Source organism: Corallococcus sp. CA053C, from assembly GCF_003611675.1.
Lineage (GTDB): Bacteria > Myxococcota > Myxococcia > Myxococcales > Myxococcaceae > Corallococcus.
Window position 1 is genome coordinate 37,725 of sequence record NZ_RAWA01000024.1, and the last position, 13,332, is coordinate 51,056.

Annotated in this window: 13 protein-coding genes; 7 read left to right on the plus strand and 6 right to left on the minus strand. The window is 68.0% G+C overall.

Annotated elements, in window-relative coordinates; all coding sequences use genetic code 11:
* Positions 1-336 precede the first annotated feature (336 nt).
* The gene (locus tag D7V97_RS05445) at positions 337-1,608 is read left to right on the plus strand and encodes a sigma 54-interacting transcriptional regulator (RefSeq protein WP_233582525.1); all 1,272 of its coding nucleotides are present in this window, start codon (positions 337-339) and stop codon (positions 1,606-1,608) included.
* A gap of 187 nt (positions 1,609-1,795) precedes the next feature.
* Entirely contained in the window at positions 1,796-2,383 is a 588-nt protein-coding gene (locus tag D7V97_RS45755) for a hypothetical protein (protein ID WP_233582526.1), read from the plus strand.
* Positions 2,384-2,754: 371 nt separating this feature from the next.
* On the opposite strand, the gene D7V97_RS05455 is transcribed toward D7V97_RS45755, so the two are convergent.
* The gene (locus D7V97_RS05455) at positions 2,755-4,089 is read right to left on the minus strand and encodes a hypothetical protein (RefSeq protein WP_120609519.1); all 1,335 of its coding nucleotides are present in this window, start codon (positions 4,087-4,089) and stop codon (positions 2,755-2,757) included.
* Positions 4,086-4,358 carry a hypothetical protein gene (locus D7V97_RS05460; protein ID WP_120609520.1) on the minus strand — a complete coding sequence of 91 codons (273 nt, stop codon included), beginning with the start codon at positions 4,356-4,358 and terminating at the stop codon, positions 4,086-4,088. The genes D7V97_RS05455 and D7V97_RS05460 overlap by 4 nt, the downstream gene beginning before the upstream one ends.
* Before the next feature lie 228 nt (positions 4,359-4,586).
* Here D7V97_RS05460 and D7V97_RS05465 point away from each other — a divergent pair, with 228 nt between their 5' ends.
* Positions 4,587-4,973 (plus strand): hypothetical protein, encoded by a 387-nt coding sequence (locus D7V97_RS05465; RefSeq protein WP_147444701.1) that lies wholly within the window; start codon positions 4,587-4,589, stop codon positions 4,971-4,973.
* 160 nt (positions 4,974-5,133) lie between these two features.
* Here the strand turns inward: D7V97_RS05465 and D7V97_RS05470 are convergent, their stop codons facing one another.
* Positions 5,134-5,712: a hypothetical protein gene (locus D7V97_RS05470; RefSeq protein ID WP_120609522.1), complete on the minus strand. Its 579-nt coding sequence runs from the start codon at positions 5,710-5,712 to the stop codon at positions 5,134-5,136.
* A 66-nt stretch (positions 5,713-5,778) separates the two neighbouring features.
* On the opposite strand from D7V97_RS05470, the gene D7V97_RS05475 reads away from it, so the two are divergent.
* Both D7V97_RS05475 and D7V97_RS05480 read left to right on the plus strand, forming a co-directional pair.
* Positions 5,779-7,572, plus strand: a complete 1,794-nt coding sequence (locus D7V97_RS05475) for a Vps62-related protein (protein WP_120609523.1) — start codon at positions 5,779-5,781, stop codon at positions 7,570-7,572.
* A gap of 12 nt (positions 7,573-7,584) precedes the next feature.
* Positions 7,585-8,379 carry an ABC transporter ATP-binding protein gene (locus D7V97_RS05480; protein WP_120609524.1) on the plus strand — a complete coding sequence of 265 codons (795 nt, stop codon included), beginning with the start codon at positions 7,585-7,587 and terminating at the stop codon, positions 8,377-8,379.
* Positions 8,380-8,412: 33 nt separating this feature from the next.
* On the opposite strand, the gene D7V97_RS05485 is transcribed toward D7V97_RS05480, so the two are convergent.
* Positions 8,413-9,051 carry a M23 family metallopeptidase gene (locus D7V97_RS05485; RefSeq protein ID WP_120609534.1) on the minus strand — a complete coding sequence of 213 codons (639 nt, stop codon included), beginning with the start codon at positions 9,049-9,051 and terminating at the stop codon, positions 8,413-8,415.
* 11 nt (positions 9,052-9,062) lie between these two features.
* Positions 9,063-9,929 (minus strand): PD40 domain-containing protein, encoded by an 867-nt coding sequence (locus D7V97_RS05490; RefSeq protein ID WP_120609525.1) that lies wholly within the window; start codon positions 9,927-9,929, stop codon positions 9,063-9,065.
* A 186-nt stretch (positions 9,930-10,115) separates the two neighbouring features.
* On the opposite strand from D7V97_RS05490, the gene D7V97_RS05495 reads away from it, so the two are divergent.
* Positions 10,116-11,072: a hypothetical protein gene (locus D7V97_RS05495; protein WP_147444702.1), complete on the plus strand. Its 957-nt coding sequence runs from the start codon at positions 10,116-10,118 to the stop codon at positions 11,070-11,072.
* A 17-nt stretch (positions 11,073-11,089) separates the two neighbouring features.
* Entirely contained in the window at positions 11,090-11,794 is a 705-nt protein-coding gene (locus D7V97_RS05500; RefSeq protein ID WP_158623284.1) for a TetR/AcrR family transcriptional regulator, read from the plus strand.
* A gap of 1 nt (position 11,795) precedes the next feature.
* Here the strand turns inward: D7V97_RS05500 and D7V97_RS05505 are convergent, their stop codons facing one another.
* Positions 11,796-13,190 (minus strand): amidohydrolase family protein, encoded by a 1,395-nt coding sequence (locus D7V97_RS05505; RefSeq protein WP_120609528.1) that lies wholly within the window; start codon positions 13,188-13,190, stop codon positions 11,796-11,798.
* Positions 13,191-13,332 lie beyond the last annotated feature (142 nt).

A 13,332-nucleotide genomic window follows, 5' to 3' on the forward strand; every position in this document is an offset into this window, starting at 1 on the left:
CGGAGGCACTGCTTCGTTGTCATTGCCAGTCCATTCATCCTGGGGCTTGTATAGCGAACGTCGTGCCAGAGCGGGCCGCGTGAACAGGGTTCCCCGCGCCGCGAGGAGTCTCGATGACTTGCGAAGCGACGCGGGCCCGCAGTGGTGGAGCGAGGGTCGGTGGCACAGGAAGAGGCACCGCCTGACGTGTGCCCGTGGCACAAGCGTATGATGGCAACCATGGAAAGGGAACTGGAACGGTCGACGGTGCGCTCCAGCAGGGATGTCGCTGGCGCTCATGCGAGCGATGCGGCTCGTGTCCCAGGGCTGCTGCGCCTCTTCGGAGGAGGCCGGGCAATGGCCGTGGCGATGCCCTCGAGTGGGGAGGTCCTGGAGTTGGGGCGAGGCGCCACCGCGCTGGGTGAGGTCCAGGACGCGAAGATGTCGCGGCGTCATGCCCAGGTCCGCTTCGATGGGCGGAGCTTCTGGGTCACCGACCTGGGCAGTCAGAATGGCACGTTCGTGGACGGTGAGGCTTTTCCCAAGGGGACGGTCCGTGAGGCGAGGCGTGTGGTGCGCATGGGGGACTCGCTCTTCGTTCCCTGCCAGGACCTACGGCCGTTCCAAGCCGAGGGGGTCCAACTCGTGGAGGGGTTCGTGCGGGGGCCGGCGATGCAAGGTCTGCTCGCGGAAGTCTCCCAGGCGGCCAGTCTTGGCTTTTCGCTGCACATCCATGGGGAGAGCGGTACTGGCAAGGAAGGCGTGGCGCGCACCTTCCACTTCCACTCTCACCGGCGAAGTGGCCCTTTCATCGCCGTCAACTGCGCGGCCATTCCCCTGAGCATCGCGGAGCGACTGCTGTTCGGCGCTCGGCGGGGAGCGTACTCAGGGGCCGACGTGGACGCCCCGGGTTACCTCCAGTCCGCGGATGGAGGCACCTTGTTCCTCGACGAGGTCGTGGAACTGGACCTGTCGGTCCAGGCCAAGCTCCTGCGGGTACTCGAGAGCAGGGAGGTGCTCCCGTTGGGGGCTTGGAAGGCACAGCCGATAGACTTGCGAGTCTGCTGCGCCAGCAACAAGGACCTGCGCGCCCTGGTGGCCAACGGGCAGTTGCGCGAGGACCTGTACTTCCGCATCGGCCGACCGGAGGTCACGCTGCCGCCGTTGCGCCAGCGCCCCGAGGAGATTCCCCTGCTGCTCGAGCAGGAACTCCAGCGGATCTCGCCCGGGATGGGCCTGCACGTCTCGCTGGTCGAGGAGTGTCTGCGGAGGCCCTGGCCCGGTAACGTCCGCGAGTTGCTGGTCGAGCTGCGCGGCGCGGTACAAGCCGCGCTCATGCAAGGCGCGTCTCGTGTCGAGGCACGTCATCTCGGTCCTGGCGCCGGAGCGAGCTTCGGGCCGGCCTTGTCACGGGCTCCCGAAGCACAGCGAGAACCTCCTCGGCAGCGGGCGCCATCGAAGGCGAAGCCCCTGCCTCCCGACGAGCGTGCCCGCATCGAGCAGGCCCTGCTCCAGAACGGAGGCAACGTGACCGCCACGGCGCGAGCGCTCGGCATCCATCGCACGCAGCTCCGGAGGCTGCTCGAGCGCCACGCACTCACCCCTCCCGATGCGGACGAACAGGAGTGAGTCAGGGAGACGGCCGCCCACCTCGAAGGCTCTATCGACGGAGGGGCGCTGGGGCCGGATGCATCCTCCTCTGCTCATGAAGAGGCTTCGGCTGGAGCCGAAGCGGCAGGACGCTGGGAGCGCTCCTCTTCGCAGCATGAGGGAGGCTGCTCTTCCGGTCACCCTTCACGAGCCGAGCTATCAGCAGATGGTGGCCAGTATCTCTGACAGGGAAGAGCTCCTGGCTACCGCCATGCTGTATTTCCCGCACGAGTGGGTTCACGTGCAACAAAACATTGGTCAGAAGCGCATGGTGGACCTCCTGCGTGAGGCGGGGGGCGAGTCGACGCTGATGCAGTTGGACCTGTCGGCGGACCATGCCGCGGCCCAGCTCACCCGGCGCGTTGAGCCTCGGTGGAATTTGGCTTGGCTCAAGGGCCTTCAGAGCCGCTCCCTGCTCAGCTACCCGGCCGGGCGCGGTCACACCACTGCATCGCGGGGCCGCAAGACTACCCGGCTCATCTCACTGCGGCTCGACTACCTTGTACGCACCGCTTACCGCACTCCGGGCTGGTTCTCGAAGCTTGGTGAAGGTTACGTTTTCGTGGATCTCAGCCCAGGAGGCGGTGCGATGTTCCTCCTCGTCAGCGGCCCACCTCTCTCCGTCGTAGACCACACGCGCCTATCATCCGAACAGGCCGCCTTCCTCACCGCAATCATGGATGAGCGCGAGGAGAAGGGCGACAGGCTCACTGATCTCGATGCGCTACTTCGGATCAGCTTTCGGGTCAGTTGAGCCGGTGTAACGGGCCGGGGTCATGGATCGCAGCCGGGTCGGCCAAACGGATCGCGAATCCTGATCGCTCAGGAATGGCCGCTTGCGGCCGGTTGCCCTTCGCCCGCGCGGAGGGAGGGGCAAGGGCGCAGAACCGTTCAGGTTTCGGCGGAGCCGACCCTTGACGCTCCTAAGCACGCGGGCTGGTCGGACTGATCGGGACAACGATCCGAGGAGGTGTCCCACGAGCGATCCGATAGGGCGGCCCATGACACTCGAACAGCGGCTGCCTGACGAACTCGTCACCTCGATCCGCTTGGCCGACCCTCCTGCGGTCTATGACCCCGGCCGTTGACAGCGTCGTCTGGCGCGCGAGGAGAACCAGCACCAAGTCAGGGCCGGTACCGCTCCACCTCATGGAAAAACTGCGTGAGCGAGTAGTCCAACAGCGACTGGCGGGACTGCATGTACCGGCGGGCGCGGAGGAAGGGCAGCCAGACGCGCTTGCCCACCCGCACCTGGGACTCTTCCACCTTCTGCCGCAGCACCCACGTCCCGCCCAACCGCCGCACCAGCACGTCCCCCAGGTAGGCCCCCAGCGCCGGAGCTGTGTGACTGTCGATGAGTTCGCGCGTGTACCGCTCCGGGAAGTTCTCCCGCCAGAAGTAGAAGTCGAGGTCCGTGAGGGACTCGGCCGTCTCGTCCATGATGGAGGGCACCTTGGTGTGCAGTGCCGCCACGAGGCCTTCGGACAAGTCGCCGTAGGACTCGAGGACGCGCTTCGGATTCGCCACGTCCGAGGGGAGGGCCATCGGCAGCCACTCCTCCGGCTCGGGTGGCCGGAAGGCGTTGAGTTCGGCAATCTTCTGTTGCCGCTCGCTGATGGCGAACTCGTCTGGCAAACGCGAGAGCAGCGGCGCCAGGTTAGGGTGGAAGCGGGGCTCCACAGGGGCGAGCGCTGCGCTGCGCTCCTTCAGCCCGCGCAGCACCGTGTCGAAGTCGAGGTCCGGCCGCAGGTGGACATGGGCACGGGCCTGCGCCACGCGTGCATCCTCACTGGCGAAGTCGGCGGCAGTGGGCCTCAGCACCAGGAGGACGGAGCCATTGGGCAGTTCCTCCACGAGGTGCGCAGGAGTCGAGAGCATCCGCTCACGACCCACGCTCTCCACGAGATGGGGGCCGAAGACGTTCAGCCAGCACACCTCGTAGACCTTGTCGAACCCATCTCGCTGCGTGACTTCGTCGTCACGACCAAAGTTGGGGGAGTCCGTGAACTGCTCGTCCGCCATGCTATGAGCGGATGCGTACGAGACAACACACTGAGACGCCCAAGCACGAACCATCTTCACAAATTCGCCGCACCGCTCAGCGTCCATGAAACGGATGAGCGGCTGCACATCGAACCAGACGGAGATTTCGACAGGCCGGCAAGAGAGCCAGACATCAAGACCTAGCTCTATCGCGGGAGGCTCCGTTCGGAACAGCGCAACAGAAGTACTGTTCCCTTCGCGGCGCTCTTCCAATGCTTTCCGGACTGATGCTCTCGAATACTTCCGGTGCCGTAGGCCTCGAACAACATTGGGCATCGCGTCGCCAGCATACGATTCGAGAGCCTGGAAGAATGGTTCGAACGAATCCTCGAATCTCCCCTGATATGCAAGGCTCCCCTTGAGAGAAAGCCGCAGACGATCACCTACCACCAGGTCGTGAAAACCCAGAATCTTCATTCGACCAGCACCTCCACTCCTTCAACTTTACGCTTTGCAGTCGCTATCGCAGCCCTCACCATCTTGGGGTCCTTGGGCAAGAGTGGCCCTTCCTCATAAACAAGGCGGACCCTTTGGACGTGCGCCTGCTGCCTGATTCCCTTCCGAAGGATATTCAACGTCTCCCCGTAATACCTCAGGGCGTGGCCCGCGTCCGTAGTCATCTGGGCCGCCAATGCATCCCGGTCGGTCAGCTTAAAGTCCCGACTCTTGAAGCTGAACGTCTCCACGCGGGGTATTGCGCCAGCAGAGGTGGGCATGGCTCCCAGCCGTGGTCAGCGCGGCTCGGACGGCCTCTGCGTCCTGCGCCAGTCCCTGTGCGAAGGATTCCACTGCGCGCGCGGGCGAAGGGCAACCGGCCGTAAGCGGCCAGTCCTGAGCGCTCAGGATTCGCGATCCGCTTGGCCGACCCGGATGCGGTCCGTTGCCCCGGCCCATGACAGGTGTCGCTCGTTGCGTTGAGCGGGTGCTCCCTGTTCCATCGCTCGACGCGCCCACCGCATGCGCCTCCCGAAGAGGCCCAGAAGTTCGTCTTCCCGCCCCTCCTCTTTCAGGAGGGCCGGACAACACTCCTCAGTGGAGACATCGCGACCGCCGTCCAGCTCGCGATGGATGACTTCCTCCCCTTGGACCGCAAGCCGCCCAAGGACGCAACGCCGGTCGAGCTGTGCCTCTTCCGGCGCGACATCTATCAGGTGTCGGTGGAGCAGCTGCCGGACGGCATCGTCCTGGTCGGCATCTACGCGCACACCGAAATTTGCGACCCGAACGACACCGCCACGGATGCCGGCGGACTCTACGCCGTCGATGTGCGACGCGGCCTCATCGTCGCTCAACAGCGGTAGGGATTCGGTGAGCGTCAAGGTCATAGTCGCGTGAAAGGGTTCAGTTCAGCTCCTGCACTTCCGATGAGGGGTTGCGGCGCACGGGGCCCTGACACACGGACATGGACGCCTCCTGGGACTGCCCCCGGCGGGCGAAGCCCAGGGTGCCTTCACGCTCCATTCACAGCTTCCCGCGTACCAATACGGTCCGGTGGCCCAACCGCTGCGACACTTCTCGCACGAAGCCCTCGGACAAGGGCGGCCAGTTCCAGAACGTGAACCCCAGGTTGCCGAAGCCCCACGGGAACTCGCCGCTCCAATCGGTCAAGCGATCTGCCTGCTGACATTCGGGGCAGTTGAACACCGCGTCGTCGTTGCCCTTGTACCAATCATCCACGGCGTCAGACCATCCATCATCCTCGGGTTCGACTCGGGCCCCACAGGCGCGGCACGTCAACTCACATCCGATGTTGAAGAAGACGGTGCGTCCCGTGTTGATCTCCAGGCCGTTGACATCCGGGCTCCAGAAATCCGCATCGGGACTCTCCAACGCGGCCTGTTGCCCGACTCCGGGCCGATGGCCTGGACTCCCCAGCGCGCAGTCCGACAGCCCGGGCTCGATGATCGTCCGCGCGACAAGCCATTCCCTGACCCGTGAAGCCAGGAGGGGCGCGTCGTCTGATGAGACATCTTTGTCGACAATGATTTGAAAGCAGTCACCCATGCTGAAAGCGTAGTCACTCTGGAACGACGCCGACAACCGACGTTCCAGACCCGGGCCTCGCACCCCGGCTATGGTCCTGGGTTCCTCCTTCCCCAGGCGCCCATGGCCCTCAAGCAATGGCTCCCCCTCGTCGCGCTCGCCACGACCTCGCTCCTGCCTCACCTGGCCCGGGCGAACACCCTCTACGGAGCCTGGCAGGGCTCGGGCGGCCAGAGTCCTTCCAGTCCGGCCAACCGGGTGTTCCTGCTCGACGCGCCGTCCACCGGCACCCCGGTGGTCTTCACGCTGACCTCGTCGGCGGATGCCTGGCTCTACCTCCTGGACGCGAACGGGACCGTGCTCGCCCAGGACAACAACAGCGGCGGCGGCACGAACGCGCGGCTCTCCGTCACGCTGCCCGCCGGGAGCTTCAAGGTCGTCGCGGCGACCGCGCTCTCCAACCAAAGCGCCGAGTTCTCCCTGAGCGCGGACTCGCTGCCCCTGCGCTATCCCAAGGCCCTGGAGGTCAAACCCTGGAGCCGCTTCACCTGGGTCTACGATGATCACGGCACCGGCGCGACGAATGACATCTCCGTCTGGCGCCCCGACCTCTCCCTGACGCCGGGCTTCTTCTCCCTGGGCGACGTCGCCATGCCCAACCGGGGACAGGCCCCCGCGACGACCTTCCTCGTGCGCGGCGAGGGCGACCTCCTGGCGCGGCCGTCCAACTACACCTGGATCTGGAGCGACTCCGGCTCGGGCGGCACGCACGACGTGTCCTTCTGGGAACCCGTGGCACCCGCGGGCTACACCTGCCTGGGCCATGTCGCCGTGCTGGGCTACTCCAAGCCCTCCACCGACCTCATCCGCTGCGTGCGCAGCGAATACGTCCTGCCCGCCAACCCCGCGTGGCTCTGGGACGACAGCGGCTCCGGCGCCAACGACGACATCGGCGTGTGGCAGGCGATAACGCGCGACCACCGGGGCCTGCCCGCCTCCACCTTCGTCTCCCGTCCCAGCCACGGCGACACCGGCGGCAACCGTTACTGGGCCCTCAACAAGAGCGCCACGTCCAACGCGGAGCTGCGGGGCCAGCCGGTGGACGCGCAGACCGTCGCCGCGTTCGCGCCGCGCATCTGGCTCCACCCGGACGAGTCCTACTTCCCGTCCTCCACGCAGTTCCACCTGGCCAACGTCCACGAGGAGAACGGCCACCTCGTGACGAACCAGGCGCTGGGCTGTGACTCCTGCACGGATCCGCAGTTCCTGGACGGCCAGCGGCCCAACCAGACATCGGTGCCTGTCTACGCGCAGCTCATCGCTCGCACCCAGGGCGGCCAGCCGACGAACGTGACCGACGTGCTGTATTGGAGCTTCTACCCCTACAACAATGGCAAGCGCGTGTGCATCGGCTGGTACTCGCCCTGGGGCTGCGCGGGGGGCTACTCCACCTTCGGCAACCACGTGGGCGACTGGGAACACCTCACCGTGCGCTTCATCGACGGGCGCCCCGCGCGGGTCTACCTGAGCCAGCACGCCAACGGGCAGGACTTCGCCTTCGGCGACAAGGCGGTCTTCTTCACGGGCTGGCACCCGGAGGTCTTCTCCGCCCAGGGCTCGCACGGCCTCTACCCGGACGCGGCCCGCCACATCTACGAAACCATCTTCAACGGGGACTTCCTCGCGGACGACACCGGCGCGGGGCTCGCGTGGGACGCCTGGAACAACCTGGTGGTCATCCCCTGGCAGCCGGCCGGCAGCTACACGGGCAGCCTGGCCTGGATGAACCTCACGGCGTACTGGGGCAACCCGGAGGGCGGCTGTGACAACCCCACGGGCTACTGCGTGAACAGCGGGGGGCCGTCCCCGCTGCGCAACCGGTCGGTGTACCAGCCGGAGTACATGACCCTGGAGTAGGGTGGGGGCGCCATGAGCGAGAGCCACAACGGGACGGCGCCCACGCTGACCATCGAGGTGAAGGACCTCCACAAATCCTTCGGCGGGCAGGCGGCCCTGCGGGGCGTGGACCTCGTGGTGCCGGAGGGCACCACCTGCGTGCTGATGGGGGTCTCCGGTTCGGGCAAGACCGTGCTGATGAAGCACATCATGGGCCTGATGCGTCCGGACCGGGGCGTGGTGCTCGTGGACGGGGAAGAGGTGGCGCGGATGAACGAACCCGCGCTCAACCAGATGCGCCGCAAGCTGGGCATCCTCTTCCAGGCCAACGCCCTGTTCGACTCGCTCAACGTCTTCGACAACGTGGCGTTCCCGCTGCGCGAGCGCACCCAGACGCCCGAGGACGAAATCACCCGCACGGTGAACCAGACGCTGGAAAAAGTCGGCCTGTCGCACGCCGCCACGCGCTTCCCAGGCGAGCTGTCCGGCGGCATGCAGAAGCGCGTGGGCTTCGCGCGCGCGACCATCCTCCAGCCGAAAATCCTCCTCTACGACGACCCCACCGCCGGCCTGGATCCGCTCACCACGGCCGCCGTCAACGAGATCATCACCAAGGGCAAGCAGCAGCTGGGCGCCACGTCGCTGGTCATCACCCCCGACGTGGCGTCCGCCTTCGGCACCGCCGACAACCTGGCCCTCATGCACGAGGGCCGCGTCGTCGAGTACGGCCCGCCGGACCACTTCAAGCAGTCCCAGCACCCGGAGGTGAAGGCCTTCCTGCGCAACTGGCTGCGCCGCCGCTCCGAACAGCGCCCGCCCCCGGCCTGAGAACCGGGGACGGACACAGGCCCTGTCAGGTGGCTACTGGCAGGTGATGCCGGGCAGGCCCCGGTACGCACCCTGCGCGGTCCAGCGCGTGTAGGGCGTGCCGCAGGAGCCGGCGTACGGGTCATCCGTGCCGTAGCCCGGGACCCAGTACTCGAAGTGCAGGTGAGGGCCGGTGGAGGCGCCGGACGAACCCACGCGGGCAATCCAGTTGCCGCACGTCAGCGTCGTACCGCGCGCGAACTGCTGCGTGTATGCCTTCAGGTGCCAGTACCAGGTCTGCGTGTTGTCCGGGTGTCGCATGATGATGTAGTTGGCCGTGTAGAGGCCGCAGGCCGCGTAGGGATTGGCCTGGTCCCAGTAGTTGCACCGGTCGTAATACCCATCCACCGACGCCTCGACGTAGCCGCGCGCCGCGTTCATCGCCCAGACGCCGTAGTCCATCTTGCTGAACCCGCCCACCAGCGCGTAGTCCGTGCCGGTGTGCCCGCTGTAGCGCACGCCGCCGCAGGCGTAGTCCCTGCCGCCGTAGTCCTTGTAGGCGCTCACCGTGCAGCCGCCGTTGCCACACTGGTCCGCGAGCTGCGACGCGGGAAAGCGGAACATCGTCTGGGCGGAGGACACCGCCGGCAGGGCCAGCAGCATGATGGCCAGCGCCAGGGTGAGAGGCTTCATCGTCGCGCGCATCACTTCCCACCTTCCACATCCGGAGCCGCCTGGCCCGTCCGCACGTTGAGCTTCCAGAAGGCGCCGCCGCCGCCGTTGTAGCGAAGCACGTCGTCGCTCAACCACTCCATGTGGTGCGTGGAGACGGGCGGGGGCACGAACTCCTTCGGAGGGCCGCCGAACAGCATCCAGTTCTCCAGCCCCACGTTGGTGAGCTGCTTCGCCTCCGCGCCCTCCACCGTCGTCACGTAGAACGACGCCACGCTGGTGCGGCCGGACACGAACACCACCGTCCTGCCGTCGGGGGAGATGCTGGGCGTCGCGTCCACGCCGGGCCCGTCCGCCAACACCTTCACGCGGCCGTTCAGGTCGATGATGCCCACCGCCGTCTCATGCGGCCCCTCGCTGCTCATCAAGAGCGTGGCCACCAGCGCGTCACCCTTCGCCGTGGGGAACAGGTCGCCGCCCACGCCCCGGGCCAGCAGCCGGTCCTTGCCGTTCGCGTCGCGAATGCGCAGCGTGCCCTCGCCATCCAGCAGCGCCACGTCCGCGCCCACCGTGCGCGCCTCGCGGTACTTGAACTCGCGGTCCACCACGCGCACCGCGCCGGTCGACTCGTCGTACTTCACGATGGCCAGCAGCGGCAGCTCGTCCGTGCCCAGCGGCTCCGACGGAATCTCCGCGACGACGCCCGCCAGCATTCCCCGGCCCTGGCCGAAGAGGTGGACGAAGCGGGCCTTGGGCCCGAACTCCTTCGCGACGGCGGGGACCAGGGACTCTCGCGCCTTGGTGACACGGCGCAGGTCCGCCGGGTTCATGCGGTCCGCCGCCAGGACGCTGGTGGCTGCCAGCGTCACAACGGTGAGCGTCAGCAATTGCTTTTTCATCTCACTCCAGGGGAAGGGGAAACCATCGAGGGGGAAATGTGACGACAGGGTTTTCTTGTGACCCGGGAACGAGTTGCTTGGAAAGTGGCTATTTCTGGGAGATGGAAAGTTGAAGTCCCGGCGGGTGGCTGTGGCAGACTGTGGCGGCCTGGAGCCGGCAGGTCTGTGATTGACGAGGGTGTCTTCATGTCCCGCCGCAAGCTCCGCCGTGCCTTCTCCCGCCTGTTGCTCCTCGCGCCTGTCTCCACGTTGGGGATGGCGTGTTCCTCGACGTGGGGCTGCGAGTCGGGTTCCCCGCAGCAGGAGACGCGCCCCATCGCCAACATCCCGTTGAGCGACGGAGGCACGGCCACGGCGGACATGCCTTGCGAGGAGCTGTGCGCGCTGGTGGGTGGCACCACGCCGTGTTCGCTCCACCGCACCTCCGAGGCGCTCCCCGAGCCCGACGAGGTGAGCTGCGAGATGCGCTACCTCTGCGAGGGGCGCCGACCGGAGGGGCTGTGCAGCGATGGCGCGGTGGCGGGTGGGGCACCGGAGCTCGGGGCCCTCTTCGCGAAGATGGCGCACCTGGAGGCCGCGTCCGTGCCGGCCTTCGAGCGGCTCGCGGACGAGCTGTCCGCGCACGGCGCGCCGGAGCGACTGGTGCGGGCGGCGCGTCGCTCCGCGGGGGAGGAGGTGCGGCACGCGCGCGTGATGGAGGCCCTGGCGGTCCGGCATGGGGCCGCGATGCCGGAGCTCACGGTGGCGCCGTTCCAGCACCGGTCTCTGGAGGCGCTCGCCCTCGAGAACGCGGTGGAGGGCTGCGTGCGGGAGACGTTCGGCGCGCTGCTCGCCCAATGGCAGGCGCGGTGCGCGGAGGACGCGGCGGTGCGCGAATCACTGGGCACCATCGCGCCGGACGAGCTGCGGCACGCGGAGCTGTCCTGGGCCATCGACGCGTGGGCGCTGGGCCGGCTCTCCTCCGAAGCGCGGGCGCGGGTGGAGGCGGCGCGCAGTGAGGCGTGGCTCGCGCTGGAGCGTGACGCGGAGGCGAGCCTCCTTCCGGGAGCGGTGGCCCGTACGTCCGGGCTGCCCTCGGCGCAGGTGGCCCGGCGGCTGGTGCGGGAGCTGGCGCGGGCGTTGACGGCGCCGCTGCCCGTGTAGCGCGTATGCTGCGGCGCATGCCCTCCGCCGCGCGCAAGCGTCCTCCCAGACTCTCGCGGGACCTCGTGGTGGAGGCCGCCGTCGTGCTCGTGCGGGAGCAGGGGCTGCGGCAGCTCTCCATGCGGACGCTGGCGGAGCGGCTGGGGGTGACGCCCATGGCTGTGTACAAGCACGTCGAGCACCGGGACGCGCTCGTGCTCCTGTCCGTCGAGGCCATCCTGGGCACCGTCGCGCTCCCGGAGGAGCGGCTGGAGCCGGTGCCCTGGCTCCGGGTGCTCGCGGGCCGCGTGCGCGCGGTGGGCCTGGCGCACCGGGGGCTGATGGACTTCCTGTTGGACGAAGGCCCCACGGTGCACACGGCGCTCGTCATCCTGGACAGGACGGTGCGCAAGCTGCACGGCGCGGGCATCCCGTGGAAGGAGGCGGGGGCGCTGCACAACACGTTCTTCTCGTGGCTGGCGGGCGCGGTCCGCAGGCAGGAGCCCTGGGATGTGAGCACCCGGGACACGCCTCCGCCGTTCGAGAAGTTCTTCGCGGCGGCCGAGGCGCTTCCCGCCAAGGACTACCCGGGCCTGGCGCACAGCGTGCCGCACATGCGGGCCACGGACGTCGGGCGCGAGTTCGAGGCCAGCCTCGACTTCATGCTGGAGGGGATCCAGCGGCGCATCGACGCAAGGCAGGAAGCCGTGCGCAAGAAGCCGCCCCGCCCTCGCCCGGGTTGAGTCACGCGTCCTTCGCGGCGCCCAGCTCCCAGTGCTCCGCGAGCGCCTCCCGTTCACCCAGGAGCGCGGACGGTCCACCCACGCGGGTGAGCACCGCGTCGCGAGCCTGCACCACGCGGCGTCGGACCGCTTCCACGTCGACGTCGACGAGGGCGCCCTGGAACTTCGCCCACCGTCCGCGGACCATGACGGACTCGACGTTGCCCGCGTGGGCCTGAAGCACCACCGCGTCCCGGGGGCGGTTGAGCGGCGTCAGGTTCAGCGCGTCCGCGGCGAGCACGATGAGATCCGCCTCCTTGCCAGGGCGCAGGGAGCCCGTGATGTGCCCCAGGCCCAGCGCCTCCGCGGCATCGAGCGTCACCATGGAGAGCATGCGCGCGGCCTTGAGCGCGAGGACCCGCGACAGGCCGTCGCGTTCGTGGGCCCTGGCGCGCTCCACCTGGAGGGCCAGCCGCATCGCGGTGAACAGGTCCCCGCCGTTGCTGGAGACGACATCGCAGCCGAGCGTCGTGCGGACCCCCGCACGCAGCGCGCGACCGGTGACGGGGAAGCCCATGCCCATCTGCAGCTCCGTCTCCGGAGTCACGGCGATGGAGCCACCGCTGTCGGCGATGCGCTGGAGGTCATCGTCGGAGCTGAACGTGCAGTGGACGAAGAGCAGGTCCGGACCGAGCAGCCCTTCGGCCGCGAGCCGTTGCACTTCGCTCGGCCCCGACACGGGCCACGCGGAACAGTGGGCGGTGATGGGGACGCCCAGCTCGCGAGCGGCCAGGACTTCCGCGCGGCTCTGCTCCCAGGGGACCTGCATCTCCGTCAGCGCGATGCCCATGCGGATCCGCCCGGTGTCCGACGTCAGCCGCGTGGTCCGCAGGCGCCTGGCATCCGCGAGCCGGCTTGCATGCGTGGGCAGCGAGGTGCTCTCAAGGGGCCCCGCTGCGAGGCCATAGGCGAAGAGCGCCCGGATGCCGGAGTCATCGATCGCCGTGAGCGCGGCGTCCGCGTGTTCGGGGGACTCGATGCAGTGGGAGTAGTCCACGAGGGTGGTGATGCCCGCGTCCAGGGCCTCCAGCGCTCCGGCGAGGTTGGCGGCATGCACGTCCTCCGGCTGGAACGCGGGAGCAAGCTTCACGCGCACGGCCGCCAGGTAGTCCATGACGGTCCAGTCCGCCCCCAGGGCGCGCAAGGGCGTCTGCCACGTGTGCCGGTGCGCGTCGATGAGGCCCGGCAGGAGCAGCTTCCCGCGCAGGTCGACGACGCGGCAGTCACTGACACGAAGCTCGGGGCCCATCGCGACGATGACCCCGTCCTCCACGAGGACGTCGCCTCGCGGCAGGTCCTCCTGCGTGGGGTCGCAGGTGATGACCTCCGCTCCACGAAGCAGCCATCGGTCGGCCATGCGGTGTTCCTCCTGTGAGTGGAGTGCTTCGGTATACAGCGTATACCAGCCGGGTTGGGAGGCGAACCCTGCCTGCGACAAAGGCAGGCAGGGATGTGTCGGCCGGAGTCCAGGACCCGGGGTTGGGGAAGGGGCGACTACC